At 39.2% G+C, this 22,448-nt stretch carries 43 protein-coding genes; 29 read left to right on the forward strand and 14 right to left on the reverse strand.

The genetic code is table 11. From position 1 onward, the window contains the following. The first annotated feature begins 21 nt into the window (after nt 1–21). The 3 genes from EXE30_RS06620 to EXE30_RS06630 all read left to right on the forward strand — a co-directional run bounded on the left by EXE30_RS06620 (nt 22) and on the right by EXE30_RS06630 (nt 1,742). Nucleotides 22–585, forward strand: coding sequence for a hypothetical protein (locus tag EXE30_RS06620; RefSeq protein WP_130161715.1), 564 nt, complete (start codon nt 22–24; stop codon nt 583–585). Nucleotides 586–780: 195 nt separating this feature from the next. Then, entirely contained in the window at nt 781–1,212 is a 432-nt protein-coding gene (locus EXE30_RS06625) for a hypothetical protein (RefSeq protein ID WP_130161716.1), read from the forward strand. 170 nt (nt 1,213–1,382) lie between these two features. Continuing rightward, complete coding sequence (locus tag EXE30_RS06630; RefSeq protein WP_130161717.1) at nt 1,383–1,742, forward strand: Imm8 family immunity protein; 360 nt, start codon at nt 1,383–1,385, stop codon at nt 1,740–1,742. A gap of 149 nt (nt 1,743–1,891) precedes the next feature. Here EXE30_RS06630 and EXE30_RS06635 read toward each other — a convergent pair whose 3' ends face one another. Then, nucleotides 1,892–3,721, reverse strand: a complete 1,830-nt coding sequence (locus tag EXE30_RS06635) for a phosphoenolpyruvate carboxykinase (GTP) (RefSeq protein ID WP_130161718.1) — start codon at nt 3,719–3,721, stop codon at nt 1,892–1,894. 396 nt (nt 3,722–4,117) lie between these two features. Here EXE30_RS06635 and EXE30_RS06640 point away from each other — a divergent pair, with 396 nt between their 5' ends. The 4 genes from EXE30_RS06640 to groL all read left to right on the forward strand — a co-directional run bounded on the left by EXE30_RS06640 (nt 4,118) and on the right by groL (nt 7,963). Beyond that, nucleotides 4,118–5,056, forward strand: coding sequence for a diacylglycerol/lipid kinase family protein (locus EXE30_RS06640; protein ID WP_130161719.1), 939 nt, complete (start codon nt 4,118–4,120; stop codon nt 5,054–5,056). Further along, on the forward strand, nt 5,037–5,831 hold the full coding sequence (locus EXE30_RS06645) for a metallophosphoesterase family protein (RefSeq protein ID WP_130161720.1): 795 nt from the start codon (nt 5,037–5,039) through the stop codon (nt 5,829–5,831). The genes EXE30_RS06640 and EXE30_RS06645 overlap by 20 nt, the downstream gene beginning before the upstream one ends. Before the next feature lie 148 nt (nt 5,832–5,979). After that, nucleotides 5,980–6,270 carry a co-chaperone GroES gene (locus EXE30_RS06650; protein ID WP_121929490.1) on the forward strand — a complete coding sequence of 97 codons (291 nt, stop codon included), beginning with the start codon at nt 5,980–5,982 and terminating at the stop codon, nt 6,268–6,270. A gap of 58 nt (nt 6,271–6,328) precedes the next feature. After that, complete coding sequence (groL, locus tag EXE30_RS06655; RefSeq protein ID WP_121929491.1) at nt 6,329–7,963, forward strand: chaperonin GroEL; 1,635 nt, start codon at nt 6,329–6,331, stop codon at nt 7,961–7,963. A 139-nt stretch (nt 7,964–8,102) separates the two neighbouring features. Here groL and EXE30_RS06660 read toward each other — a convergent pair whose 3' ends face one another. The 13 genes from EXE30_RS06660 to EXE30_RS06715 form a co-directional block, all read right to left on the reverse strand. Then, nucleotides 8,103–8,327: a helix-turn-helix transcriptional regulator gene (locus tag EXE30_RS06660; protein ID WP_130161721.1), complete on the reverse strand. Its 225-nt coding sequence runs from the start codon at nt 8,325–8,327 to the stop codon at nt 8,103–8,105. A 1-nt stretch (nt 8,328) separates the two neighbouring features. Continuing rightward, a complete protein-coding gene (locus EXE30_RS06665; RefSeq protein WP_130161722.1) occupies nt 8,329–8,640 on the reverse strand; it encodes a hypothetical protein in 312 nt (103 codons plus the stop codon). Beyond that, on the reverse strand, nt 8,633–8,944 hold the full coding sequence (locus EXE30_RS06670) for a hypothetical protein (RefSeq protein ID WP_130161723.1): 312 nt from the start codon (nt 8,942–8,944) through the stop codon (nt 8,633–8,635). The genes EXE30_RS06665 and EXE30_RS06670 overlap by 8 nt, the downstream gene beginning before the upstream one ends. 10 nt (nt 8,945–8,954) lie before the next feature. Then, nucleotides 8,955–9,227, reverse strand: a complete 273-nt coding sequence (locus tag EXE30_RS06675; protein ID WP_130161724.1) for a hypothetical protein — start codon at nt 9,225–9,227, stop codon at nt 8,955–8,957. Nucleotides 9,228–9,229: 2 nt separating this feature from the next. Beyond that, nucleotides 9,230–9,454 (reverse strand): hypothetical protein, encoded by a 225-nt coding sequence (locus tag EXE30_RS06680; RefSeq protein WP_130161725.1) that lies wholly within the window; start codon nt 9,452–9,454, stop codon nt 9,230–9,232. A gap of 58 nt (nt 9,455–9,512) precedes the next feature. Further along, nucleotides 9,513–10,262, reverse strand: a complete 750-nt coding sequence (locus EXE30_RS06685; RefSeq protein WP_228256111.1) for a hypothetical protein — start codon at nt 10,260–10,262, stop codon at nt 9,513–9,515. Continuing rightward, nucleotides 10,262–11,176 carry a recombinase RecT gene (locus EXE30_RS06690; protein ID WP_130161726.1) on the reverse strand — a complete coding sequence of 305 codons (915 nt, stop codon included), beginning with the start codon at nt 11,174–11,176 and terminating at the stop codon, nt 10,262–10,264. The genes EXE30_RS06685 and EXE30_RS06690 overlap by 1 nt, the downstream gene beginning before the upstream one ends. Nucleotides 11,177–11,186: 10 nt before the next feature. Beyond that, nucleotides 11,187–11,354 carry a hypothetical protein gene (locus EXE30_RS15865; protein ID WP_165382379.1) on the reverse strand — a complete coding sequence of 56 codons (168 nt, stop codon included), beginning with the start codon at nt 11,352–11,354 and terminating at the stop codon, nt 11,187–11,189. A gap of 9 nt (nt 11,355–11,363) precedes the next feature. After that, the gene (locus EXE30_RS06695; protein ID WP_130161727.1) at nt 11,364–11,546 is read right to left on the reverse strand and encodes a hypothetical protein; all 183 of its coding nucleotides are present in this window, start codon (nt 11,544–11,546) and stop codon (nt 11,364–11,366) included. A gap of 9 nt (nt 11,547–11,555) precedes the next feature. Then, nucleotides 11,556–11,750 (reverse strand): hypothetical protein, encoded by a 195-nt coding sequence (locus EXE30_RS06700; RefSeq protein WP_130161728.1) that lies wholly within the window; start codon nt 11,748–11,750, stop codon nt 11,556–11,558. 106 nt (nt 11,751–11,856) lie between these two features. Beyond that, a complete protein-coding gene (locus EXE30_RS06705) occupies nt 11,857–12,354 on the reverse strand; it encodes a hypothetical protein (RefSeq protein WP_130161729.1) in 498 nt (165 codons plus the stop codon). A gap of 19 nt (nt 12,355–12,373) precedes the next feature. Beyond that, a complete protein-coding gene (locus EXE30_RS06710) occupies nt 12,374–12,781 on the reverse strand; it encodes a hypothetical protein (RefSeq protein ID WP_130161730.1) in 408 nt (135 codons plus the stop codon). 204 nt (nt 12,782–12,985) lie between these two features. After that, nucleotides 12,986–13,681, reverse strand: a complete 696-nt coding sequence (locus EXE30_RS06715; protein ID WP_130161731.1) for a S24 family peptidase — start codon at nt 13,679–13,681, stop codon at nt 12,986–12,988. 127 nt (nt 13,682–13,808) lie between these two features. On the opposite strand from EXE30_RS06715, the gene EXE30_RS06720 reads away from it, so the two are divergent. The 22 genes from EXE30_RS06720 to EXE30_RS06820 all read left to right on the forward strand — a co-directional run bounded on the left by EXE30_RS06720 (nt 13,809) and on the right by EXE30_RS06820 (nt 22,444). After that, complete coding sequence (locus tag EXE30_RS06720) at nt 13,809–14,003, forward strand: hypothetical protein (protein WP_130161732.1); 195 nt, start codon at nt 13,809–13,811, stop codon at nt 14,001–14,003. Between the two features lie 10 nt (nt 14,004–14,013). Continuing rightward, nucleotides 14,014–14,289, forward strand: coding sequence for a hypothetical protein (locus EXE30_RS06725; RefSeq protein ID WP_130161733.1), 276 nt, complete (start codon nt 14,014–14,016; stop codon nt 14,287–14,289). A 44-nt stretch (nt 14,290–14,333) separates the two neighbouring features. Then, nucleotides 14,334–15,224, forward strand: a complete 891-nt coding sequence (locus EXE30_RS06730) for a replication protein (protein ID WP_130161734.1) — start codon at nt 14,334–14,336, stop codon at nt 15,222–15,224. Further along, nucleotides 15,221–15,964 carry an ATP-binding protein gene (locus EXE30_RS06735; protein WP_130161735.1) on the forward strand — a complete coding sequence of 248 codons (744 nt, stop codon included), beginning with the start codon at nt 15,221–15,223 and terminating at the stop codon, nt 15,962–15,964. Before EXE30_RS06730 ends, EXE30_RS06735 begins: the two co-directional genes overlap by 4 nt. Continuing rightward, a complete protein-coding gene (locus EXE30_RS06740; protein WP_130161736.1) occupies nt 15,961–16,185 on the forward strand; it encodes a hypothetical protein in 225 nt (74 codons plus the stop codon). Before EXE30_RS06735 ends, EXE30_RS06740 begins: the two co-directional genes overlap by 4 nt. Next, nucleotides 16,182–16,385, forward strand: a complete 204-nt coding sequence (locus EXE30_RS06745) for a hypothetical protein (protein WP_130161737.1) — start codon at nt 16,182–16,184, stop codon at nt 16,383–16,385. Before EXE30_RS06740 ends, EXE30_RS06745 begins: the two co-directional genes overlap by 4 nt. Further along, the gene (locus EXE30_RS06750; RefSeq protein WP_130161738.1) at nt 16,382–16,687 is read left to right on the forward strand and encodes a hypothetical protein; all 306 of its coding nucleotides are present in this window, start codon (nt 16,382–16,384) and stop codon (nt 16,685–16,687) included. The genes EXE30_RS06745 and EXE30_RS06750 overlap by 4 nt, the downstream gene beginning before the upstream one ends. Beyond that, on the forward strand, nt 16,684–17,001 hold the full coding sequence (locus tag EXE30_RS06755) for a hypothetical protein (RefSeq protein ID WP_130161739.1): 318 nt from the start codon (nt 16,684–16,686) through the stop codon (nt 16,999–17,001). The genes EXE30_RS06750 and EXE30_RS06755 overlap by 4 nt, the downstream gene beginning before the upstream one ends. A 151-nt stretch (nt 17,002–17,152) precedes the next feature. Beyond that, on the forward strand, nt 17,153–17,374 hold the full coding sequence (locus tag EXE30_RS06760) for a hypothetical protein (RefSeq protein ID WP_130161740.1): 222 nt from the start codon (nt 17,153–17,155) through the stop codon (nt 17,372–17,374). Further along, a complete protein-coding gene (locus tag EXE30_RS06765) occupies nt 17,371–18,030 on the forward strand; it encodes a hypothetical protein (RefSeq protein ID WP_130161741.1) in 660 nt (219 codons plus the stop codon). Before EXE30_RS06760 ends, EXE30_RS06765 begins: the two co-directional genes overlap by 4 nt. Continuing rightward, nucleotides 18,030–18,428, forward strand: coding sequence for a hypothetical protein (locus EXE30_RS06770; protein WP_130161742.1), 399 nt, complete (start codon nt 18,030–18,032; stop codon nt 18,426–18,428). The genes EXE30_RS06765 and EXE30_RS06770 overlap by 1 nt, the downstream gene beginning before the upstream one ends. After that, nucleotides 18,425–18,829: a hypothetical protein gene (locus EXE30_RS06775; RefSeq protein ID WP_130161743.1), complete on the forward strand. Its 405-nt coding sequence runs from the start codon at nt 18,425–18,427 to the stop codon at nt 18,827–18,829. The genes EXE30_RS06770 and EXE30_RS06775 overlap by 4 nt, the downstream gene beginning before the upstream one ends. Beyond that, complete coding sequence (locus EXE30_RS06780; protein ID WP_130161744.1) at nt 18,829–19,086, forward strand: hypothetical protein; 258 nt, start codon at nt 18,829–18,831, stop codon at nt 19,084–19,086. Before EXE30_RS06775 ends, EXE30_RS06780 begins: the two co-directional genes overlap by 1 nt. A gap of 13 nt (nt 19,087–19,099) precedes the next feature. Beyond that, nucleotides 19,100–19,540, forward strand: a complete 441-nt coding sequence (locus tag EXE30_RS06785; protein WP_130161745.1) for a hypothetical protein — start codon at nt 19,100–19,102, stop codon at nt 19,538–19,540. A gap of 3 nt (nt 19,541–19,543) precedes the next feature. Next, on the forward strand, nt 19,544–19,714 hold the full coding sequence (locus tag EXE30_RS15870; RefSeq protein ID WP_165382381.1) for a hypothetical protein: 171 nt from the start codon (nt 19,544–19,546) through the stop codon (nt 19,712–19,714). A 355-nt stretch (nt 19,715–20,069) separates the two neighbouring features. Further along, entirely contained in the window at nt 20,070–20,264 is a 195-nt protein-coding gene (locus EXE30_RS06790) for a hypothetical protein (RefSeq protein WP_130161746.1), read from the forward strand. Between the two features lie 207 nt (nt 20,265–20,471). Next, nucleotides 20,472–20,750 (forward strand): DUF968 domain-containing protein, encoded by a 279-nt coding sequence (locus EXE30_RS06800; RefSeq protein WP_130161748.1) that lies wholly within the window; start codon nt 20,472–20,474, stop codon nt 20,748–20,750. Nucleotides 20,751–20,784: 34 nt separating this feature from the next. Further along, complete coding sequence (locus EXE30_RS06805; RefSeq protein ID WP_130161749.1) at nt 20,785–21,024, forward strand: hypothetical protein; 240 nt, start codon at nt 20,785–20,787, stop codon at nt 21,022–21,024. Between the two features lie 40 nt (nt 21,025–21,064). Beyond that, on the forward strand, nt 21,065–21,187 hold the full coding sequence (locus EXE30_RS16120; RefSeq protein WP_265937115.1) for a hypothetical protein: 123 nt from the start codon (nt 21,065–21,067) through the stop codon (nt 21,185–21,187). A 15-nt stretch (nt 21,188–21,202) separates the two neighbouring features. Beyond that, entirely contained in the window at nt 21,203–21,691 is a 489-nt protein-coding gene (locus tag EXE30_RS06810) for a hypothetical protein (protein ID WP_130161750.1), read from the forward strand. 1 nt (nt 21,692) lies between these two features. Beyond that, entirely contained in the window at nt 21,693–21,884 is a 192-nt protein-coding gene (locus EXE30_RS06815) for a hypothetical protein (protein ID WP_130161751.1), read from the forward strand. Nucleotides 21,885–21,886: 2 nt separating this feature from the next. Beyond that, the gene (locus EXE30_RS06820) at nt 21,887–22,444 is read left to right on the forward strand and encodes a terminase small subunit (protein WP_130161752.1); all 558 of its coding nucleotides are present in this window, start codon (nt 21,887–21,889) and stop codon (nt 22,442–22,444) included. Nucleotides 22,445–22,448 lie beyond the last annotated feature (4 nt).

The raw sequence follows: 22,448 nt of genomic DNA on the forward strand, positions 1-22,448 counted from the left end.
TCTGAGTGTAATGAGTAATACATGAATATTAAAAACTTAATAAGATGTTTTGGACTTTTATTAGCTCTTTCAACTCTTACCGCTTGTGCTACACCTAGAATCTTATCGCATGATATAGATGGATTATGCCTGATTACACAACAAGATATGGTATTGTCTAGAAAGAAATTTAAAGATTACGGTACAACGAATTATAGCTTACGAACAACCAAAAACTGGCATCCACCCTTTACGATCGATACGATAGGTTACCAAGAGATAGGTGACCTTCCTCGTTTTACAAGATTAAGTATTTTTAGGGTTTACGAGGTTTATGACTCTTTGGGATATTATGCTCCACGTATTGTTGCTAAGTTAGAGCAAGGGGAATACAGTAATATTTTGGCCGTTATTCCTTCATGGCAAGAACATGTTGTTGATCCTGTTACGGGTAGATCTGTCACGATGGATGGAAGTAGTGCTATTATGACTAAATCATTATGGTTTACAGCACGTGATACTATTGATATTCCAAGAAAGGTGTTTAGTAGATCAGATGTAAATAAAATTAAGTTTAATCCCGAATATCTAAAAAAGTGTGATTGAATGAAGCCAATATTTTAAGGTTGTTCTTCTGATGGTTTGAATAAATTTAATTCTGATATTTAAAGGCAGTCCGTGGCTAAAAAATAAAAATGCCTCCTATGAATTTCATTCCAATACTCCGATACCCCAACATATTAAAGAGTGGTTAACGAAAAAGGGTATTAAATTTTATGAACATTAATGGAGGAATTTGACATGTCTATATCTTCAGGGTTATATGTAAAAATAGTAAGCAATGATAATAGTCCAATGGAAATTCTGGAACTTATTTATCAGGCTGGTTGGAACTTTAATGATCATGGGCTAAAAGCTTATTTGCCCATTCATGATAATGATGATTTTAATTGGAATTTTGATGCAATTTCTGATGAAGAATTACTCTTGATTTTGAATCATAAAAACTCTTTAAGGGAAATGTTAGGTGTGGTTTTAACTTGGAGAGATTCAAATATTGGAGGGGAGTTTTTGTTGGACTTTGAAGGTGGGATTACTGTAAGTTTAAGTATAAATCGTCAAATATTATTAGAGAATATAACTAATGTTAATTGGTATTTAGAAAGAATTATTCCATTTATTAAACTTGGTGATTTTGAAATTGAAAATATACGGTTTGAAGAGTATTTTTAGGGTTTTGTGAGGGGTAATTAAAGTGTAATAATTAAATATGAATAATCTGTAAATTATCTTTTTGATTTTAAGTGTTAAAAGAGAGTGACTTAACTCTGAGAAATATTGTAAGAAAGGGTGGCTGGAGTAAGTACTATGGTGTTATATGATGTTTTGAAATAAGGGTGGTTATGATGCAATTAATTATTCATTCAATCTCCTCAGATTACTTTGATCTTAAATCTTGGATTCCAAGCAACTTGGATGAAGTGTTTGTTAATCTAGTTATTGAAATTGGGTGTAACTTAGAGGAAGGTGTAAATTTATTCTATGTAGATATGGCTTCACCAGAGGGCTTAAGAAAGGCGAAAGGAAACATGGATATTCTTGCACTTAATAGAACTATTCTAATATCTAATTATTCTTATGAAATAATGTATGATGCTATTTGTAAGGTCGTGGAATCATGTACAGATAAAAATTGGAGTTTAAGTTGTAGTAAATTGCAAAGATACTTTGATTGGGAGTATGAAGACTATGAGCTTGAATAGCTAATATTTTTACAGGCTCTAGACATTCTTAAACTATTCGATTTTTTTTAAAACCTATTCTTCTTATGGATAGGTTTTTTATATTAAAAAGCCAAATCACCAGACAACAAAAAAGGTCGCCGAAGCGACCTTTTTATGTCATTTAATTATTAAGCAGATTTAACCGCATTTAATAATTCATTTTGACGATCTTTAAGTGCTTGAGGTAAACGATCACCAAGTTTAGTAAATAACTCAGTGTGGCTCTCAAGCTCTTTGATCCATTGATCTTTATCTTGCGCTGTAACAGTTTCGAATTGCTCTTTAGAGAAATCGATACCTTCCCAGTTCAATTGCTCATAAGTTGGAACTAGACCGATTGGTGTTTGAGTCGCTTCAGCACGACCTTCACAACGATCAATGATCCACTCAAGAACACGCATGTTTTGACCGAAACCAGGCCATACGAAGTTGCCTTCAGCATCACGACGGAACCAGTTTACATTGAAGATTTTTGGTAATTTGTTACCAGCAGCTTCTGCTTTAGCACCAACTTCTTGACCAAGTTGTAACCAATGACCGAAGTAATCAGCCATGTTATAACCAGCGAAAGGAAGCATCGCAAATGGATCACGACGAACGATACCTTGTTGACCAACAGCAGCAGCAGTTGTTTCAGAACCCATAGTTGCAGCTTTATACACGCCATCAACCCAATCAAAAGCTTCTGATACTAAAGGCACTGTGTCCGCACGGCGACCACCGAAGATGAATGCTGAGATTGGAACACCTGCTGGATTTTCCCAGTCAGCGTCAATCGAAGGGCATTGACCAGCAGAAACAGTGAAACGTGCATTTGGATGAGCAGCTTTATCTTCACCAGTATGTGGTTGACCTTTCCAGTTGGTAAGGTTCGCTGGAACTTCTTTAGAAAGACCTTCCCACCATACTTCACCATTATCTGTAACAGCAACGTTGGTATAAATGACATCTTTATGCATAGTTGCCATGCAGTTCGGGTTGGTTTTGGTATTTGTACCAGGTGCAACACCGAAGAAACCAGCTTCTGGGTTGATTGCATATAAACGACCATCTTCACCTGGTTTGATCCAAGCGATATCGTCACCTACAGTTTCAATCTTCCAACCTTCATAACCTGCTGGTGGAATCAACATCGCAAAGTTAGTTTTACCACATGCAGAAGGGAATGCCGCTGCGATGTAATGTTTTTCACCTTGAGGATTGGTTACGCCTAAAATTAGCATGTGTTCAGCTAACCAACCTTGTTCACGACCCATTGCAGAAGCAATACGTAATGCTAAGCATTTTTTACCAAGTAATGCATTACCACCATAACCAGAACCGTAAGACCAGATTTCACGCGTTTCTGGGTAGTGCACGATATATTTTTCGTTGTTGCATGGCCATGCAACATCTTTTGCACCAGCGGCAAGAGGGGCTGCAACAGTGTGTACGCAAGGTACATATTCACCGTCTGTACCAAGTACGTCATAAACCGCTTTGCCCATACGTGCCATTTTCTTCATCGAAACAGCAACGTAAGGTGAATCTGTAAGTTCGATACCAATGTGTGCAATGTGGCTACCTAACGGACCCATTGAGAAAGGAACCACATACATGGTACGGCCTTCCATTGCACCATCAAATAATCCATTTAATTTTTCGCGCATTTCCGCAGGTGCAACCCAGTTATTAGTCGCGCCAGCATCTTCTTGGTTTGCAGAGCAAATATAAGTGCGGTCTTCAACACGAGCAACATCAGAAGGATCAGAATTTGCAAGATATGAACCAGGATGCTTTTCTTGGTTAAGTTTTTGCATGGTGCCGTTAGCGATCATCAAGTCGATCAGACGTTGATATTCTTCTTCGCTTCCGTCACACCATTCAATTTTTGCTGGTTTGGTTAATTTTGCAATTTCTTCCACCCATGCAATAAGCTTAGGGTGACGAACGAATTCTGGTGCGTTCACTTGGGTCATGGTGATGCCTTTTTAAAGTGTGTACGACGTACAATTCTATTCATTGGGATACAATGAAAATAGATGAAGTAAAAAAAGTGGCTGTATTAAAGCATAAAATCGAAAAAAAAATAAGAGCCAAGAATGTTATCTCCTGTTAATAAAAACCCGTTTAATGCTATCTAAGTAGTTGTTTTTGATCGATTGAATGTTTTTTAAATGCAGTATACGTTTTACTTATAGGTGTTATTTTTATTAAAAATACCAATAAATAACAATAATTTACTGTTTATGCATTTCTTGAGAATTATTATTGATAAAATGAATTATGCTCATTCAAAATTTACATAAACAAGCTTTCATTTGTTGCTTTTGTACCCAAAAATACAGCTATTAACAGCCTTATGTTTGATCTTTATGAGTCCAGATTTACGCCCACTTTCTATTATATATAATCAAAAATCAGGATTTCATGCGGCGCAACAAGATGAAGAATATGAACGTCTCATGACATTTTGGACACAATATGGTTTTGAAATTCAGGTTTTTGAGTTAAATCAAACAATTGATTTTGATGAAATGATGGCAGTTATTTTAGTGAGACATCAACAGGCTGATAAGCGGGGAGTGGTGATTGCAGCAGGTGGAGACGGGACTTTAAACGCAGTTGCAAAGCGTTTGATGCATACCGATATCCCAATGGGGATCATACCGCTAGGTACTTTTAATTATGTTGCTCGAGCTTTAAATATCCCGATTGATGTACATAAAGCGGCAGAAGTGATTGCGACTGGGACAATCCATGAGGTGCATGTCGCAACTCTCAATGACCAAATTTATTTGAATAATGCCAGTCTAGGTTTATATCCGTTATTTATTAAGAAGCGTGAATTATATAATCAACGGTTCGGTCGATTCCCATTGCATGCATATACATCAGGCTTGGATGTGTTGCTACGCGAACATAGATCTTTAAAGTTGGCTGTGACGGTTGATGGAAAAAAACACCCAGTGAGCACGCCGCTGATTTTCTTTGGAAATAATCAGCTACAACTCAGTGACTTGAATCTCAGAATTGCGGAATGTGCTGCCAATGGAAAACTGGCTGGCGTTGTGGTTGCGAAAAGTGATCGCTATAGCTTGTTAAAAATGTTGTGGAAGTTAATTCAAGGAAAAATTGATCAAGCTTCTGATGTCTATACCTTCTGTGCTGAACAGATACGGGTAGATTGTAAAAAGACACAGTTAACGGTAGCAGTGGATGGAGAGTTAAGGGAAATGCACACGCCATTAAACTTCGCTGTTAAAAAATCGGCCCTAAAAGTGATGGTTCCAAATGTTGTTACATCTGTCTGATCTGCATTTTGGTACTGAACGTGAAGCATGTATGCACGCAATTCGGCTGTTTTGTGAGCAACATCATCCTGAAGCAATGGTGGTGAGTGGTGATTTAACTCAACGTGCCCGTTTTAAGCAGTTTTATGCGTGTCGTCAGTTCCTAGAAAGCTTGTCGATTCCTTATTTGGTAGTGCCGGGTAATCATGACATTCCTTTGTACCATGTATGGAATCGCTTTTTCTCACCTTTTCTGCGCTATCAAATGTTTTTTGGTGATCTGGAAACGGCTTTAGAAACGGAGCATTTCTATATTGTTGGCTTGAATAGTATTCGTAGACGTTACCATACGCGCGGGCATATTTCCGCGCAGCAAATTCACGAAACATACGATAAACTCAAACAAGCGCCAGCGAATAAAATTAAACTGGTGGTGTTTCATCAACCTTTTTACATTGCGCCTGATGAACATCATGATAAAGATTGCCCTGTACTTGGACAGATTGCTTTGGAGCAATGGGGGCACACTGGGTTATTTGGGCTATTACATGGACATTTACACCAAGCAGCGGTTTATGATCTCACCCAAATCTATCAATTGAATATTGAGCATCCTGTTTACGATATTCATGCAGGTACCGCGATTTCCAATCGTTTGCATCATGATGCCACCAATAGTTTCAATGTAATTTTAGACAACGGTGTGATTGAACATTATTGGTTTGATGAACAAAAAAAACGGTTCGAAAAGCATGAAAAAGCGATGAATTTAAATCACAATGACGATGATGTCTGAAAAAGCACCAAAAAGTAGAATTTTTTTTATTTTTCCCCTTGAAGCCTTTTTTTTTAACCCCACAAAAGTGGCATATCAAAATTTTGTTTATTGCTACTGGAGTAGCAATACAAATTAATCAAAAAGACTAAGTCTGATGGAGTTAATTATGAGCAACATTCGTCCATTACATGATCGTGTTGTGATTCGTCGCGTAGAAGAAGAAACCAAAACTGCTGGTGGTATTTTACTGCCAGGTTCTGCTGCTGAAAAACCATTACAAGGTGAAGTGATTGCAGTTGGTAATGGTCAAATCACAGATAACGGCGTACGTGCTTTGGATGTCAAAGTTGGTGACAAAGTATTGTTTGGTGCATATGCAGGTACCACAGTTAAAGTGAGTGGTGAAGAACTCTTGATTATGAAAGAGTCAGATATCTTAGCTGTGCTAGAAGGCTAATCGACACATAACTCATTTTATTATCAGATTAAGTATTTAAAAAGATTCGGAGTTTAATATGTCAGCTAAAGACGTAAAATTTGGTGATTCAGCTCGCTCAAAAATGATTGCAGGCGTAAATATTCTTGCAGACGCAGTAAAAGTAACGCTAGGCCCTAAAGGTCGTAACGTTGTAATCGACCGTTCTTTCGGTGCGCCGCACATTACTAAAGATGGTGTGACTGTTGCGAAAGAAATCTCACTCAAAGACAAGTTTGAAAACATGGGTGCTCAACTTGTTCGTGAAGTTTCAAGCAAAACTAACGACATCGCTGGTGACGGTACCACGACTGCAACTGTACTTGCTCAAGCAATTTTAAATGAAGGGATCAAATCTGTAACTGCAGGTATGAACCCAATGGATTTGAAACGTGGTATCGACATCGCAGTGAAAACTGTGGTTGAAAATATCCGTGCCAATGCAAAACCAGCTGATGATTTCAAAGCGATTGAACAAGTGGGTTCAATCTCTGCGAACTCTGACACAACTGTTGGTAAGTTGATTGCGCAAGCCATGGAAAAAGTGGGTAAAGAAGGCGTAATCACTGTTGAAGAAGGTTCTGGCTTCGAAGACGCTTTAGACGTTGTAGAAGGTATGCAGTTTGATCGTGGTTATATCTCTCCATATTTCGCGAACAAACAAGAAACTTTGACTGCTGAACTTGAAAACCCGTTCATTCTTCTTGTTGATAAAAAAATCAGCAACATCCGTGAATTGATCACTGTATTAGAAGCGGTTGCTAAAACAGGCAAGCCACTTTTAATCATCGCTGAAGATGTTGAAGGCGAAGCGCTTGCTACACTTGTTGTAAACAACATGCGCGGTATCATTAAAGTATGTGCGGTTAAAGCGCCTGGCTTTGGTGACCGTCGTAAAGCAATGCTTCAAGACATCGCGATCTTAACGGGCGCGACTGTGATTTCTGAAGAAGTAGGTATGTCTTTAGAGCAAGCTTCTCTTCAAGATTTGGGTACTGCGCACAAAATCACTGTATCTAAAGAAAATACTGTGATTGTTGATGGTGCTGGTAATGCTGAACAAATCGCTGAGCGTGTTCAACAAATCCGTGGTCAAATCGAAGAGTCTAGCTCTGAATACGATAAAGAAAAACTTCAAGAACGCGTTGCTAAATTAGCAGGCGGTGTTGCCGTAATTAAAATCGGTGCTGCGACTGAAGTTGCAATGAAAGAGAAAAAAGACCGCGTAGATGATGCACTTCATGCAACACGTGCTGCTGTTGAAGAAGGTGTTGTTGCGGGTGGTGGTGTTGCGCTAGTACGTGCTGTCAATGCGCTTGAAAATCTGAAAGGTGCAAATGACGATCAAACAGCGGGGATTAATATCTTACGTCGTGCGATTGAAGCGCCACTTCGTCAAATCGTTGCGAACTCAGGTGATGAGCCATCAGTCGTGATTAATGCGGTTAAAGCGGGTGAAGGTAACTTCGGTTATAACGCTGCAACTGGCGAATATGGCGATATGTTAGAAATGGGTATTCTTGACCCTGCTAAAGTTACGCGTTCTGCACTTGAGCACGCAGCTTCTGTTGCTGGTTTGATGTTAACAACAGAATGTATGATTACTGATCTTCCTGAAGATAAACCAGCTGCTCCTGATATGGGTGGTATGGGTGGTATGGGCGGCATGATGTAAGCCGCCCAATCAAAGCATAAGTGATTGATATTTAAATTTATTAATTTAATATCACTTGTGTTTACTCACAGTATTACTCACATATGATTTTACTGTAAGTATAAAGGCCGCTAAATGCGGCCTTTTTTATATTCTCTGTTCAAGCTTGTATTTTGCTTTGACTACTGTCCTTAAATTTCTCCAAGATACATTCCAGAACATAACTATTTAGCCAAATATTTTTACGACCATCTTTGACTGGCGGCTTTATCCGTCCATCTTTAATTCGGTCATATAGTTCTTTTTCACTAATATTTAATCTCAATGCAAACTCAGCAGTGGAAACTAAACGCTCAGTATTTGTTAAATCAATTGCTATTCCCATCTCACCCCTCCGTATCCGCTTTTGGTTCATCACTCAGCCCAACCACGGCAAAAGTTAATAATGAATATTTACTTTTACTCCCACAAACCCTAAACGACTTTAATAAGCCCTTTGATTCAAGTTTATGGGCCATTCTTCTGCGTTTATTAGCATCAAACTCATTTAGCCACCACAATGGCACAGCACTAAACTCACCGAATTGATAATCCTTAGAAGTTCCATTTGCTAAATGCCCATACTGTTCAAGTTTTTCGAGCTGCCGCTTCTTAATAGCTTCTACGAGTTCAGATTCTGTAAAATTTAAATTACTCATTTCCGCCCCTTGCTGCTTCTAGCATTGCAACTTTAATCATCTTTTTATAGATAAACTCATTTCGAGAGTTATGACTCATTTTTTCGATTTCATCTTGATCATCCCAAGTTGAATCGATCATTTTTGGTGTGGGCTCAACAGGCACCACCACGCAGCCTTCGAGTTTTGTTTCCTCTTTTACCTTTGCAGATAGTGTTTTTAAGTTGTCTATAAAGTCTTGAACGGGGTAAACACCCGCTTGCTCAAACATTTCAACTTCATAGATCAATTCATCAATTGCTTTTAACTCAATATCTTTAGTCATTTACGCCACCTCAACTAAACTTTGTTTTGCGGTTTTGCATAGCCTGTACAGCCATGTGATCGACGCATTGAAAAACCAAGCCTTTTACCTTTTGGACTTTCGCAGGCTTGGTGACACTGAATAAGCAACCAATCGCATTGCCAGCCATGCAGAATGCAAACTCACTTGCTTTGTCTGGGTTGTGCTTTTTTATTTCTTCGTAAACTTTGCCAACCAACTGTTGAAAAATTTGCTCCGCAATATCTTTTGCATCACCTTCAAGCTTTAAGTCATTAATATCCATCTTCACGCCCTCACATGATCTTTAAATTCTTTAAACAGATTGCTTGCTGCTTTGTTTAGTCTGCCGCAGTGATCTATTGAGCCACCACGTGGCAAGTTCTTACTTACATATTTCGGCACAAATTCACTGTGCATACCTTTAGTAACGATTCGATAGCCGATGTACTGCACCCAAATCAGAAATGCTTCTGACATCCACGGATCAATGCGTTCTGCCTTCTTCACCATGTCATCACCACTAACATTAGCAACATTGATAAAACAGCGATGCCTATTTCGAGTTCTTTCATGCTGCAACCCTCGCTTTGATTCGCTCTTGATAAAGCTTTTCGTAATAAGCCTGAGCATGAGGAATTTTGTCTTTGATCTTCTGAATCATTGATTCATCACGCTCGTAGCGAACCGTTGTTAAACGCTCTCTAAGATCAATCTTGTCAACCAAATCAATTAGCTGATCTCGATCATCCCAATCGCTTGTCAACTCGACAGGGCAAGGGAGTAGCCAAAAATCAACTTCTGCAACTTCACAATCGTAAAGCCACATGTAGCCTTGCATCTGCCAGTCATAGCCAGCCTTCTTGGCTTTTTCCTGTGCTTCATCTTGGAAAAATGGATGTGTTCCAATATCCCAACAGCATTTTGTATCAATGATCAGCTTTCGATCTAAATCGAGAACATCGCACTCACCAGTGATAAAGTCGTTATTAACTCGACCACTGTGTTTTGTAAGCTTACGAAAGCGAACCTTACCGGATAGATCAATTGCAATTTCTTCAAGTGCATTACCTTTAGCTGTGTACTGATTGCCCTTGAACGATCTGAAAGTTGTTAAATCTTCTTTAACAATTGTTCTAATCTCAGATTTTGCTGTATCAGACAAAGATTGATTCTTGAGTTGCTCAATGATTGAGTTCTCGCTATCTGAACGCTTACGCTTCTTGATTAACGTTTCAATTTCCTCAGTTCTAAGCTCTTGAGCGATGCTTTGAGCATCACCCATTAACTTAGATAAGCTGGAGCAGCGGAATAGTTTCATCACTGAGCCTCCACCGCTATACGTTGAGCATCAGTTAGGCTGTAACCATCTAAGATGAAATCTTTATCAACTGCCTGAGCATTCAGCTGATCTAACAAAGAATTAAAAGCATCATCATCAAGCATCGGTTTTTGCTCGATAGCTGCAACACTCTCCTGGTGATCAATGTATTCAAAATCATTTGTAGCAACATCATGAACAATTGCTTGATCAGCTAATTGAGCTGTTTGCATTTCAATTGAAAGTGGCGCTTGTTTTGAAAGCAAAAGCTTTGTAACTGTTTTAAGAGCCATTGCCTCAAAGTTATCTTTCCACACGCCACCATATTTGAATGATTGACTGTACTTTCCTGCATGTTTAAGGATTTCATCCTTGCTCATGTAAAGTTCGGCAGTAAAACCATTTAGCAACTTAAAGAAAGCAACATATCCGATTGCTTCACCTTTGTTTTCAATAGTCCAATCAAACTCATATCCGAGCAGGGGATTAGCAGAAACTAATTGACCCTCATAAACAGGAGTAGCAGCAATACGTGAAAACTGTCCTGAACGTTGAGCTAATTGAATAAAGCCCTTGTAGCCCATTTGGAATTGAGCTTCATTGCTTTCCTGCCAACGTCCTTGACCATCTTTAAACTTACGTTTGTAAGGTACGATGTATGCAAAACCCAAGTTGCTGTTGATTGGCAAATCAAGCGTAGCTGCCATCATTGCAGCATTCACCACGGTTGCAGGTACCGCATTTTTTAGGTGTGCTTGATTAGCAACTTGCATCACTGATGCTAAGAAACCTTGTGTCTTCTTCCCTAAAATTTCCTCAAACTTTTGACGAATCTTTGAATCACTAACATATGCCTTGATTGATTTAGGATCATGTTCAGCAATTTGATTTTCTGTTTTCACTTGTGCATTCATAACCTTCTCCTTAAAGATCGTCGTATTCTGGATATTCGTCATAGAATGCAGCCACAGGATCTTTACCATTTTCCCAATCTTCTAGCCATGCCTCTTCATCAAAACAATCACTACCCGTATGAGCGTCAAACAATCCACTTAATACTGATAAGAAATCTTCTTTAGACATTTTTTTCATCTTCTTCTCCTAAAACGGCAATTCTTGTGTGGTGTCGTTATAAATAACTTCGATTTGACCTTGAGTTGCTTCTTCTACAAGCATTTTGAAATAAGCCAATGCCTCAGCTAGTGTTGTTTCAGTTGTTGAGGCGGGGCGACGAACCAGCGTCTCTACAGCTTCGAGAAGCTTTCTTTTTTGTTGAACTTCCATCTTCTTCTCCTAAGCTGCATTCTTTAAAAGCTGTTCTGTTCTTTTGGATTCAATCGCTTTGATTTCAGCAATCCAGTTTTCGTATTCTTTACGATCTAAATGATCGAATTGGTAAAGTGTCTCTACTGCTTGATTAAGCTCAGAAGTTGTATAAACACGGTCAAGCTTTGACTTCATGTTTGAGAGATATGATTGAGGGTTCATTCACACACTCCACACAGCAGGGCAGATCACTTTGTAAAGCACGATCAGAGCTGCAAAAAAACTTAAGAACAAAAAGAACATTACGACTGCGAATTCTTTGTGAGGGTTAGTCATTGCTGTTCTCCGTGTTTAGTTGAGCATTTAACCTGTTGTAGACATCTCGGAATAAGGCCCATTGCGCTTTATCTTTGATTTCCCGAATGTAGCGATGAGCAACTACCTTTTTCTTTAAATCCCAAACAATTCGAGCCTTTTCAACACCAACAACAAAAAAGAAGTTAGGATTTTTTCGCCATTGAGTTAGAATTCCTTTTTCAACCAAATCCATGATTTCTTTTGGAATTTCGCTAGATAACGCCTCAACATATGCAATTTTTGATTCTTCACGTTCAATTGCACTTTTAGTTTTCTCAACACTTTGCTTTAAATTTCGCAATGATTCATTTTGCTTATCCCACCGATCCAGAGTCACCCCGCCATTGCGCTTATCATTTAACGGCTGGCCATTGGCTGACTTAACATCTGCGAAGTGATTCACAAGCTTCTCATTAAAAAGAATTTCTTTCTTTTCTAATGATTTTTTCAAAACCTCTAATCTGCTCATAACCTTCTCCACGGAGCGCTTAAACGCGCTCTCTTAGTTCTTGTTCGATGACATGAACGATCTCTTGAACACTTCGGCTATCCAAGTAGTAGTTTTCAACTTCACCGTTTTCGTCGTAGACGCGAGGCTCTTTTATTTCAAGTACATCAACTTCATTCCAACTTCCGCCCACACCATTATTGTGGTTAGAGAACTCAGCCACATACTCAAACTCAACAACGTATTGCTCATTTAGAGTTTCGACAGCAGCAAAACTTTTCTTAACGTTGATGGATTCGAGTTTGAATGGGGCGGTTACTTCAATCCGCTCAACCAAAGGAGCAACAGATTGTTCTTTCGCTGGGCTGAATGCATAAGCTGCAGTAAGCATTCCCATTACTCCAAGTGCTGTGCACATTGGTTTGACCAAATTCGTTTTTATGTTCATACTTATCTCGCTCTTTGAGTAAAAGTCCCGCGTCGCCAAACTGTCGGGGCTTTTTTGTTGTCTGTGAGATAATAGTAAACACGGCGTTTACTGTAGTCAAGAGGAATATTAAACAAATGTTTATTTATTTTGTTTTCTTTTACTAAACATAGACATAAAAAAAGACCGCATATAGCGGCCTTTTAAAACATTTTGTTTATTTCTTTATGGTAATGAGTTTTGCACGTTGAAAGCGTAAGCAACAACACTAAACTCTTGATCCATTATTTCCTCAGCAGTCAAAATATCTTCTGGGTATTCTTCTTTATTTGCACTGACAATACGAACACCACCCTTAGGCATCCTATATAAATATTTAAATTTAAATAATCCACCGTGACTTATTGCATAGATTTTACCGTCAACAATATTTGTTCTCCCAACATCAACATAAACGGTAGCCCCATTGTTAATAACTGGCGACATAGAATCACCAAAAGCGGTTAAAGCATAAGCATTTGAGGCATCAACACCATATTGTCTAAGAGTTGACTTGCTTAGCCTTAATTTTCTTGTTTCATTTCCTACCATCTCAGATAACGACCCCGAACCGCACGATACTAAAACCTCTTTGTAAAAAGGTATTTCAACTTCATCATTATCTATTGGGGTATCTGAATCCCATTCTAATACTTTAGTCACACCTTCGTTTTTAGTGGCTTCACCCTTAAGTATCCAATTTGCAGAAACAGCATATTTTGCTGCTGCCTTCAATGCGCCTGCTTTAGACACACCTCTTTTTTTCCAGTTTGTAATTGTTTGTGGTGACTCATCAATAGCCTTTGCTGTTTCTTCTTGCGAAACACCACTTGCTTCTAAAAGCCTTATGACAGAAGGGTGAGCAGCCTTTTCTTCTTTCATCACAATATCCCGATTCATTAATTTCTGCATTATCTAAAAAAGTAAACACTTTGTGTTAAACAAATGATTTGACTTTAGGAAACATCATGTTTACTATTAACTAAACAAACGTTTACTAGAGGCGACCATGTCTATCGAAGCTGATAAAGAAATTCTCTTACGGCTTGGTGGCTCTACAAGAGTGGCAGAGCTACTGGGCTTCAAAGATAAACAGCGAGTTCAAAACTGGATGACTAGAGGGATACCAGCGAAGGTAAAACTCCAATATCCACATTTATTTCTTAACCAAAACATTCAGAGCAGCAAAGCTTCCGCTGCTTAAGGCCAAACAAATGAGTCTCGAAAAAAAATCTACGCATGTGCGTTTGTCTCCTGAAAACCACGAACGAGCAAAAGTTCTGGCTGAAATTAAAGGTAAAGACCTTGCTCAATATCTCGCTTATTTACTTGAGAAAGAAATAGCGGGTGAGTGGCATGTACTTAATTTACAAGCAAAATCATTTGAGCGCTTGGGATTAGGCGCTTTGATGCGGGATCTCTCTACAGAAGTAATTTTTGCTGAGGGATTGGAAGGGAATCACAGGGATTTAGACAAAGAAAAAGCCTGATGTACAAGATCAGGCTTCGGTATTCATCAATTAGGAACCAATGAATGAAATCAAATTTAGCACATAAGCAGGAGGAGGACAACGTTATTACGTTGCACCCATCTACTGCGTTGAAAAAAGAGCGACAAGCTATGTCAAAGAAAGAAGAGGGCTATACCAGAATGCCTAACTCTTTAATTGACGACCAGATAATGGCGCAATTAAACGATAAGGCTTTTAAATGCCTAATGCTCATAGTGCGTCAAACGTCTGGTTTTGATCGTGCATTTCACACAATAGCAATTACTCAGTTTCAGAAATACTGTGGCATCAAAAAACGTGACACGGTTATGTCATGCATCAAGGAACTCGAAGACAAAAAAATCGTTCTTGTTAATCGTAAAACTGGGTGTTTAAACGAGTATTCAATCAACCCTAACCAGTCCCAGCAAACGGTACTACCATCAAACAGTACTAGTACCATTAAAGGTGACGGGACTAGTACCGCGAAACGGGATGGGACCAGTCCCGTCAAACGGGGCACTATTAAAGAAACACTTAAAGAAACACTTAAAGAAAATATATATGTCGTGTTTGAGTTCTGGAAAGCAACTTTCAACAGCCAAAAAACTGTACTCACAGAAAAACGCAAAAAGAAAATCGAAGCGCGTCTTGAGCAAGGTTATTCAGTTGAAGACATCAAGCTTGCAATCACAAATTGCTCTAAGTCTGATTACCACATGGGCAAAAATGATCGTGGCACTGTCTACAACGATATCGAATTGATTTGTCGTGAACCTGAAAAGCTAGACCGATTCATCAGCATGAGCACACCAGTTCAATCAAAAACAACTCAACCAGTTCTGGACAACAGAAACGTAAACGACGCATGGGCACAAACCCAGACTCATTACGAAAATGTTGGGCCTGTTGAACTAGAGGAGTGGATGGTATGAATGCGATGTTCAATGCCGAGATTCTTCAAAGTCAAAAGATTTGCCCAGATCACAAAACTCAAATGATTGTGATGTTTGGGCGTGAAACTTGCCCAGCTTGCGCAGTTGAGTATGTGAACAAATCAAACAAAGAACATGAGAAACAAGTCAATCGCCAAGTTTGTGAGAAACACTTTGCTGGGGCGATGCTACCAAAGCGTCATGAAAATTCTGGATTCAGAAATTACACGACTGAATTGGCTGGTCAGAAAAATGCGCTAACCCAAACCGCAAACTACGCAAAGAAAATCGTGAATGGCTCTGTGGTCAATCTTGTGATGGTCGGTAGTACTGGTACAGGGAAAACCCATTTGTCATGCGCTACGGCCCGTACTTTGCTAGCAAAAGGAAAATACGCTCGCTACATCACATCTGAAGACATGGCTCAGAAGATCATGAAAGCATGGGACAAGGACACTAAGGACCAGTCAGAAGCATCGGTGATCTATGAGTTCACTCAATACGACTTATTGATTCTTGACGAGTATGGATTGCATGACCGTGAAAAGCGCTTAGAGCTAGTTCACAAAGTTCTTTACTCACGTTATGACGATGCCAAAGCAACAATGCTGATTTCAAACATGACGCTTGATCAGCTCAAAGCAGATCTTGGTGATCGTTTGTGGTCCAGATTCCAGCATGGCGGCTTAACAATCGTTGAGTGCAATTGGAATGACGGAAGAGTGGGAGGTGCAGCGTGAAAGTACAAGTCCGAGTTACCGATATTAACCGCCAGAAGATGCAATTCACTGTTGAAGCAATCGATGGCTCAAATTTGATATTAAAAAGATCATTTCAATTCAAGACTGAATCAAAAAAACATATTGAATCGGTGATCAATAAGGAACTTAAAACATTCAATAAGCCATCGTATGGCGGGATTGAAATTGTATTTATGTGTCGATTAGGAGTGTTGTCATGAGAGCCGCAAACGATAACAAAACGCTTGATTGGATTGAAGAAATAGGTGTTGCCAAGTATGAGCACAAATTCACACACGGCACAGTCTACGCATACAACAAACACAAATGCCGCTGTGAGTTTTGCAAAGAGGCTAAATCAATTAGCAATCAGCGCGCAGCACTCAAGAAAGCCGTAGTGGCTCAGGGGGTGATGGTATGAGTCATCTAAACAATCAAAATATGGATTGGTGTGAGTCGATTATTGATACAGGCTCATTGATTGCACTTAATCAAGAAATTGCGGTCGGTAGGACGCTAAACATTTTGTACTTCGCAGCCAATCAGACAACACCATTTCAAGCTGGGAATGTAGTTGGTTTGGTGGATGAAGTCTCAAATTCAACAATCACTAGATATCTAAACACTCTAGTCAAATTACAGCTCTTAGAAAAAGTTACTTGCTTCAAGTATCAGGCGACAGCTCGGGCTAAGAAAATGATGAACATTGGAGGTGCTCAATGAACAAGAAAAAACAACTTAGAACTTGGTTGGATATCGGTGTTGGGCGAGGTACAGCATTGGCAAACGCGATGCGTGTTAGTCGACAGTTTATTCACAGCACTTCACAAGGAAAGGCAGGTATTTCAGATCACCAATGGGCGGCAATAACTTTTGCAATGAACATTGTGGAGCTTGATGAGATGCGCAGCCAAAAGAGTATTGAGCACAACATCGTTAAAGCAGCTCGCAACAGTCACAACAAAGATAGTGAGATCAAGAACATGTCTTTGGTTGAATTGGATAAGTGGGTTGATGTGTTGGGGAGAGTGGCATGAACTACAGAACAATGATGACGCTAAGAAGTAAATATAATCAGGGGCTTAGAACAGAAGAAACTAAGCTGGCTAATCGAATGTACTTGAAGTTGAGAAGTTGCGGGTTGTTGAAAGCCGTTACTAAACGTGACTCAAGTGACGGAGAAGGGCGATGAAAGACCTTAGATTCAACATGAAAATTGAAGCTTTAACAACTGCTGCTGTAATGATTGATGAGATATCTGCTGGGGGATTGACTAATGAGCACCTTGGACTTTCAGAGGAAGAATTTCAAGTATTCCTTTCTGAGTGCTCAAAGCTGGGGAAAAGCCTAAACAAGCAGGCCATTCGTTTACTTAAAAAACGTAGAGACAACCAGGAGCAAAGCCAATGAATGCGATCCAATTCATAAAAGAGCACGGTGTTGATAAGGCGAGGGAAGTTGTTGAGGGTGCGCCTGAAGCATCAACTGCTTTCAATAGTGTTTCTGGCTCAACTATTTATTACCAGCTATGCGACAACTGGTGGTGGTACAACCCACTAAAGAAAGAGTGGGAGATGGACTATAGCAAGTCTATGCGAATTAACCTTTCGGACCTCAAGCGCGTCGTGGAGAGCGTGGAACTTATTGGAAATATCAAATCAGGTGTGAGTTATAAGTTTCATCCGAAAACTCAAGATGAGTATGAGCAATTTAAGGAACTTTTATATTCAATTAGTTGCATGTGTCAGCACGACTCATACGAGAACATTCAAACAATCACTATTAGAAGTTTTTACTTTAACTGTTATGCAACGACGGATTTATCTATTGGTGATTGCACAGAAATAAGTCTGAATCAGCTAAAACAAGCCATCGCAGACTACGAGGCAATCTATTCAAATGATGTGACGCACGAATTGAGCTTTGGTATTTCTCTTATGCCGTCAGAACGCCTTGCTTGTATTGATTTAACGCCAAGACCTGTAATTGACTGCGAAACCCTAGACTTTCCCGAAGATTATACGAGTCCTAATTGCAAGAAAATCGACTTGGAGCAGGTGAAGTGATGAGAAGTGAATTTGAGAAGTGGTATGTAGACACTTACTACACAACCAATGAATTAGTACCACCTGCGGATTTATTCAACTGTTATGAGGATACATATCTCAATAACGATGTGTATCACCAAAACCTTGTTTGGCAACACCAACAATCCAAAGTGGATGAGCTGAAAAAGCGGGTGGATGCGTTTAAAGATCACGCTGCAATGCTCAGAGAAGCGGCTAAATCACATGCATATACAGAGCGTGAGCAGAATATCCTGCTTAGTCAGGCGGATGACATTGATAAGATTTTAGAAGTAGAGCAAGCGCTCAAGGGTGATCAATACGATAAACATCGTGAGAAAGCAGAACAGGCTATTTCAAATGGCGCAAGTCTGACTAACCATAGGATTGAGTTATGAACACTACATTCAAAGATTCTCAGCGCATTAGATTAAAACATGTGGCGCGTTCAAGTGTGCCACAGAAGTTTAAGAAGACAACGAGCAAAGGCGAATTAATGCTTTGCCAGCAGCTAGACATAATGAAAATCGACTATGTGCAGGAGTATCGATTTAATCCTGATCGCAGATGGAAAGCAGACTTTCGCATTGAAGGATATCAAATCCTTGTTGAAGTCGAAGGTGGTGCGTTTAGCAATGGTCGTCATACACGTGGCGAAGGTTACACGTCTGATTGCGAGAAGTACTCAACAGCGGCTGCAATGGGCTGGACTGTGATCAGAGGCACTACGAATCAAGTTAAAGAGGGATTGGTGCTTAAGTGGATTGAGTTGGCTATGGCAAGGGCGGAGGTGGCGTGATGGATATAGAGTGGATTAATAAGCAAAGAGAAGAACTTGATCGGCTTCTTGGCAGTAAGTTCGATAAGAACACAATTAAGTTTGGAGTCCAGTTGCTGTCTGATCAAAAGGTCGGTGCAGCAATGGATATTGGCTTTGCAAGCTTTGATCGTACACCAGAAGACAAGAAGTTTTTGCTAGAAAAGATCAAGGTTCTTGAAGAAGAAAACAAAGAGTTAAAACGCAAATTAGTTATGAAAACTCTAGCATATAGATAATTGAGGTGGCGGTATGAATGCGGCAGTAAACACAAAAGTTATGGATTGGACAAAATATACAATTGACGGATGGTTAGAGCAGTTCGGCGCTTGGTGTGAAACTGTGCGCATGAAAGGTGGTGATTTGCCTGATGGTCTGCATATCAATCAAATCTACTGGTTGATGCGTGAGGCAGGAAAGGAGATGCCAAAAGGTAAGTCTTATATTCGCTGTGAGATCGATGACTATGAGGCTGATCAAGTGCAAAACCTCATTCGCTCTGTCTTTAACTCAAACAAGGTAGATTACACAACCAAGTTTGCTCTTATGTGTCTTGTTAAATGCAAGGTTGAGAATCGCTCATTGAGCATGGTGGCTGATATAACGAATCAATCAAAGGCGCAGGTGAATATCATGGTGAGTTGTGCTAGATTTTATCTTCTCGGTAAATATAACTTTTTAAAAATAGGCTAAGACATGTATAAAACAGAATTGATTAAATCACAAACAGCGAATGGAATAAAAAACAGAGTTCAAGCATGGCTTGATGATCAGAGCAGTCAAAATGCAAGACTTAAGCTTATCTCTGTGAGTTATACATTTGAACATGATCAAGGATACAGAGCATTTATTACTTATTTTGATTAACTTGACCGTTTAAACGCGGAATGATATATTTCTGTTATAGTGGACGAAGTTATAGTAATTCACTAATAAGTGGAGATACGCGTAATGGCGATGCTGTCAGACACCACTTTAAAAAAACTGGAGACCCAGTTTAAGAACTGACAAATCTTTGGCTGCTGGAAAGACAGCATAAAATATTAAAGCTCATCGAAAGGTGGGCTTTTTTGTTGTCTTAAATCCAACTAAAAACAATTAAAGTAATTTACAATAGAGAATATTTACTATTGAGAATCAATAACTTACAACACAATAAAGCTTGCTTGTTTTGTTTTGATCATGCATATTAACTATTCATTTATTTGGATGGAAAATAGTTATGAGTAAGGTTGAGATTGAGGTTGGGGAAGAGGTTAAGATTCTTCCTGAATTTAATAAATTCACAGTTGTTGCGATAAATGGAAATATAATTTCATGTAAGTTTGAGGATAGTGATGGGTTTGTTGGTGTAGTTAATCTTCCCAAAAATATACTAGGCACATTAGGTGCTGGATTTTTAGATTCATTGCTGTAGTTGGAAGCAAGATGTTAACCGCCCCTTAATTGGGGCTTTTTTATTGGTGAAATATGGACATAATCGAATCAAAGAAAAACCTCGAAATATATAAAAGCAATCTCAGCAAACTTCGTTCATACAATCATCTATTCAGCAGCTATTCATTCAAATCAGATTGCGAGCGTGAAGAACGTCAATTGAAAGAACGAATCGAGAACTTAGAAAATGCGCTCGACAAAGAGACTAAACGAAATAAGAAAGCTGCCATGCGTTAGGTGTGGTCAGAGTCCAAGTCAAGCGGCTCACTCTAATAGCTCGAAGCATGGTAAAGGTCGCGGCATCAAAGCGAGTGATGAGTTCACAGTACCGCTTTGCTATGCCTGCCATTCTGCATTTGATCAATTTAAATTAGGCAATAGACAAGAATCAGAAGCAATGTTTGATGTGTGGTTGGAAAAGACTGAAAGGATGTTGAATCTTAAAGATCAGGATGATGTTTTTTGATAAGATAGTTACTCTATTAATTAGGGCAACAATAATGGATATAAATCAAGCATATAGAGCAATTAGAAATAAAGATGGATTTGAAGTAATTAGGATTCCAAAATTTGGTGAAAATTATTTCCCCAAAGAATATCAAAGTGAAGGAAGAACCTTTTATAAAGCTCATTTTGAAATAAATAATCAAGATATTGTTATTTATGTTGATCAGCTAATGTATGGCGATATTGAATATCAACAAATTGAGCAAGAGTGGAAAAGACAATTTAATAGTTAAACAAAGCCACCCTCGGGTGGTTTTTTATTATGAGGTGAGCATGAAAACAAATAAACCAGAAATTGAAAGCAAGTTAATTAAAGAGTGCAAGGCTGAATCAATTAAAGCCGCTTTATCAATGCACGAAATATTAAAGAAGAAATACCCACAAGCAACGAAGTAGTGTAGAGGTGTGAGCATGAGAACAGCAGTGTTCACAATCAAAGATCACTCAGATATTACAAAAACAATTTCATATATACACACCAACTACACTCAAGCCAACTTTGAGAATAAACCTCTGGTTGTTGAGATCAAGCCATTTGAGAAAGACAGATCAAGAGCTCAAAACCGTTTGTACTGGTTGTGGATGGCTCAGTGGGCTAAACATCAAGGCACAGATAAAGATACAGAGCATCTTTACTTTAAGAAGAAGTTTCTTGCACGGATCTATGATCGTGATGATGTTGGTCAATACAAAGCAACATTTGCCGCTGTGCTGGCACTTAAGAAAGAAAACCACGCAATGTATCAGCAAGTCGCTGATGGGTTGAATGAACTGATAAGCACTACAGATGCAAGCGTTGCACAATTCACCGAATACTTAAACGATATACATGCATTTTGCTTGAAACAAGGGTGTTATTTGGAAGCGCCCGATGATCTTAAATATGCGTTGGAGAAATAACATGACAAACACAACTTTAGAATGCGGAACTGTTCCAAAAGGAACAAAAGTTAAAATTGATGGATGCCCATTTGTACTACAAGATGATGTACAGGTGGGAGCAGATCAAACGATCGTTGACCTTGCCATCAAAAACCAAAATGATTTTGAAAACGGTATCGGTGTTGTGGGTGAGAGTACAACTCGGGAGTAAATATGCAAGAACAAATCAAAGGCGCAGAACCTTTAAAAAATCTACGTCATGAAGAGTTCTGCCACGAATATTTAAAGACGCTTAGCCCAGCCGAAGCAGGGAAAGCAACTGGTTATAAAAACCGTCAAAATGCTTGGGATGTATTACAGCGTGATGATGTGCAAGAGCGAATTGCTTTTCTAAACACACAGCGTATGAACCGTGTTGATGTTGATGCCGACTATGTGCTTAAGCGTTTGGTTGAAATTGATCAGATGGATGTGTTGGACATCATGGATGACAACTACTGTTTCAAGCCAATCGGTGAGTGGCCAAAGATTTGGCGACAGTACGTGTCAAACATTGAGAACACTGAAGAATTTGAAGGGCATGGTGATGACAAGTCACAGACTGGATGGCTCAAAAAGATCAAGTGGCCCGACAAGGTTAAGAATCTTGAATTGCTTGGCAAGCATGTAGCAGTGGGTGCATTTAAAGAAAAGATTGAACATGATATTTCTGATCCACTTAAAGAGTTACTTGAGCGCGCAAGCGGGAATACACTAAAACCAAAAGGATGACGTT

Source organism: Acinetobacter halotolerans (genome assembly GCF_004208515.1).
In the GTDB taxonomy this organism is placed as follows: domain Bacteria; phylum Pseudomonadota; class Gammaproteobacteria; order Pseudomonadales; family Moraxellaceae; genus Acinetobacter; species Acinetobacter halotolerans.

Coding starts and splice junctions, on each gene's coding strand:
- EXE30_RS06620 (WP_130161715.1), top strand. CDS start 22: ATGAATATTAAAAACTTAATAAGATGTTTTGGACTTTTATTAGCTCTT.
- EXE30_RS06625 (WP_130161716.1), top strand. CDS start 781: ATGTCTATATCTTCAGGGTTATATGTAAAAATAGTAAGCAATGATAAT.
- EXE30_RS06630 (WP_130161717.1), top strand. CDS start 1,383: ATGATGCAATTAATTATTCATTCAATCTCCTCAGATTACTTTGATCTT.
- EXE30_RS06635 (WP_130161718.1), bottom strand. CDS start 3,721: ATGACCCAAGTGAACGCACCAGAATTCGTTCGTCACCCTAAGCTTATT.
- EXE30_RS06640 (WP_130161719.1), top strand. CDS start 4,118: ATGAGTCCAGATTTACGCCCACTTTCTATTATATATAATCAAAAATCA.
- EXE30_RS06645 (WP_130161720.1), top strand. CDS start 5,037: ATGTTGTTACATCTGTCTGATCTGCATTTTGGTACTGAACGTGAAGCA.
- EXE30_RS06650 (WP_121929490.1), top strand. CDS start 5,980: ATGAGCAACATTCGTCCATTACATGATCGTGTTGTGATTCGTCGCGTA.
- groL (WP_121929491.1), top strand. CDS start 6,329: ATGTCAGCTAAAGACGTAAAATTTGGTGATTCAGCTCGCTCAAAAATG.
- EXE30_RS06660 (WP_130161721.1), bottom strand. CDS start 8,327: ATGGGAATAGCAATTGATTTAACAAATACTGAGCGTTTAGTTTCCACT.
- EXE30_RS06665 (WP_130161722.1), bottom strand. CDS start 8,640: ATGAGTAATTTAAATTTTACAGAATCTGAACTCGTAGAAGCTATTAAG.
- EXE30_RS06670 (WP_130161723.1), bottom strand. CDS start 8,944: ATGACTAAAGATATTGAGTTAAAAGCAATTGATGAATTGATCTATGAA.
- EXE30_RS06675 (WP_130161724.1), bottom strand. CDS start 9,227: ATGGATATTAATGACTTAAAGCTTGAAGGTGATGCAAAAGATATTGCG.
- EXE30_RS06680 (WP_130161725.1), bottom strand. CDS start 9,454: ATGGTGAAGAAGGCAGAACGCATTGATCCGTGGATGTCAGAAGCATTT.
- EXE30_RS06685 (WP_228256111.1), bottom strand. CDS start 10,262: ATGAAACTATTCCGCTGCTCCAGCTTATCTAAGTTAATGGGTGATGCT.
- EXE30_RS06690 (WP_130161726.1), bottom strand. CDS start 11,176: ATGAATGCACAAGTGAAAACAGAAAATCAAATTGCTGAACATGATCCT.
- EXE30_RS15865 (WP_165382379.1), bottom strand. CDS start 11,354: ATGAAAAAAATGTCTAAAGAAGATTTCTTATCAGTATTAAGTGGATTG.
- EXE30_RS06695 (WP_130161727.1), bottom strand. CDS start 11,546: ATGGAAGTTCAACAAAAAAGAAAGCTTCTCGAAGCTGTAGAGACGCTG.
- EXE30_RS06700 (WP_130161728.1), bottom strand. CDS start 11,750: ATGAACCCTCAATCATATCTCTCAAACATGAAGTCAAAGCTTGACCGT.
- EXE30_RS06705 (WP_130161729.1), bottom strand. CDS start 12,354: ATGAGCAGATTAGAGGTTTTGAAAAAATCATTAGAAAAGAAAGAAATT.
- EXE30_RS06710 (WP_130161730.1), bottom strand. CDS start 12,781: ATGAACATAAAAACGAATTTGGTCAAACCAATGTGCACAGCACTTGGA.
- EXE30_RS06715 (WP_130161731.1), bottom strand. CDS start 13,681: ATGAAAGAAGAAAAGGCTGCTCACCCTTCTGTCATAAGGCTTTTAGAA.
- EXE30_RS06720 (WP_130161732.1), top strand. CDS start 13,809: ATGTCTATCGAAGCTGATAAAGAAATTCTCTTACGGCTTGGTGGCTCT.
- EXE30_RS06725 (WP_130161733.1), top strand. CDS start 14,014: ATGAGTCTCGAAAAAAAATCTACGCATGTGCGTTTGTCTCCTGAAAAC.
- EXE30_RS06730 (WP_130161734.1), top strand. CDS start 14,334: ATGAAATCAAATTTAGCACATAAGCAGGAGGAGGACAACGTTATTACG.
- EXE30_RS06735 (WP_130161735.1), top strand. CDS start 15,221: ATGAATGCGATGTTCAATGCCGAGATTCTTCAAAGTCAAAAGATTTGC.
- EXE30_RS06745 (WP_130161737.1), top strand. CDS start 16,182: ATGAGAGCCGCAAACGATAACAAAACGCTTGATTGGATTGAAGAAATA.
- EXE30_RS06750 (WP_130161738.1), top strand. CDS start 16,382: ATGAGTCATCTAAACAATCAAAATATGGATTGGTGTGAGTCGATTATT.
- EXE30_RS06755 (WP_130161739.1), top strand. CDS start 16,684: ATGAACAAGAAAAAACAACTTAGAACTTGGTTGGATATCGGTGTTGGG.
- EXE30_RS06760 (WP_130161740.1), top strand. CDS start 17,153: ATGAAAGACCTTAGATTCAACATGAAAATTGAAGCTTTAACAACTGCT.
- EXE30_RS06765 (WP_130161741.1), top strand. CDS start 17,371: ATGAATGCGATCCAATTCATAAAAGAGCACGGTGTTGATAAGGCGAGG.
- EXE30_RS06770 (WP_130161742.1), top strand. CDS start 18,030: ATGAGAAGTGAATTTGAGAAGTGGTATGTAGACACTTACTACACAACC.
- EXE30_RS06775 (WP_130161743.1), top strand. CDS start 18,425: ATGAACACTACATTCAAAGATTCTCAGCGCATTAGATTAAAACATGTG.
- EXE30_RS06780 (WP_130161744.1), top strand. CDS start 18,829: ATGGATATAGAGTGGATTAATAAGCAAAGAGAAGAACTTGATCGGCTT.
- EXE30_RS06785 (WP_130161745.1), top strand. CDS start 19,100: ATGAATGCGGCAGTAAACACAAAAGTTATGGATTGGACAAAATATACA.
- EXE30_RS15870 (WP_165382381.1), top strand. CDS start 19,544: ATGTATAAAACAGAATTGATTAAATCACAAACAGCGAATGGAATAAAA.
- EXE30_RS06790 (WP_130161746.1), top strand. CDS start 20,070: ATGAGTAAGGTTGAGATTGAGGTTGGGGAAGAGGTTAAGATTCTTCCT.
- EXE30_RS06800 (WP_130161748.1), top strand. CDS start 20,472: ATGCGCTCGACAAAGAGACTAAACGAAATAAGAAAGCTGCCATGCGTT.
- EXE30_RS06805 (WP_130161749.1), top strand. CDS start 20,785: ATGGATATAAATCAAGCATATAGAGCAATTAGAAATAAAGATGGATTT.
- EXE30_RS16120 (WP_265937115.1), top strand. CDS start 21,065: ATGAAAACAAATAAACCAGAAATTGAAAGCAAGTTAATTAAAGAGTGC.
- EXE30_RS06810 (WP_130161750.1), top strand. CDS start 21,203: ATGAGAACAGCAGTGTTCACAATCAAAGATCACTCAGATATTACAAAA.
- EXE30_RS06815 (WP_130161751.1), top strand. CDS start 21,693: ATGACAAACACAACTTTAGAATGCGGAACTGTTCCAAAAGGAACAAAA.
- EXE30_RS06820 (WP_130161752.1), top strand. CDS start 21,887: ATGCAAGAACAAATCAAAGGCGCAGAACCTTTAAAAAATCTACGTCAT.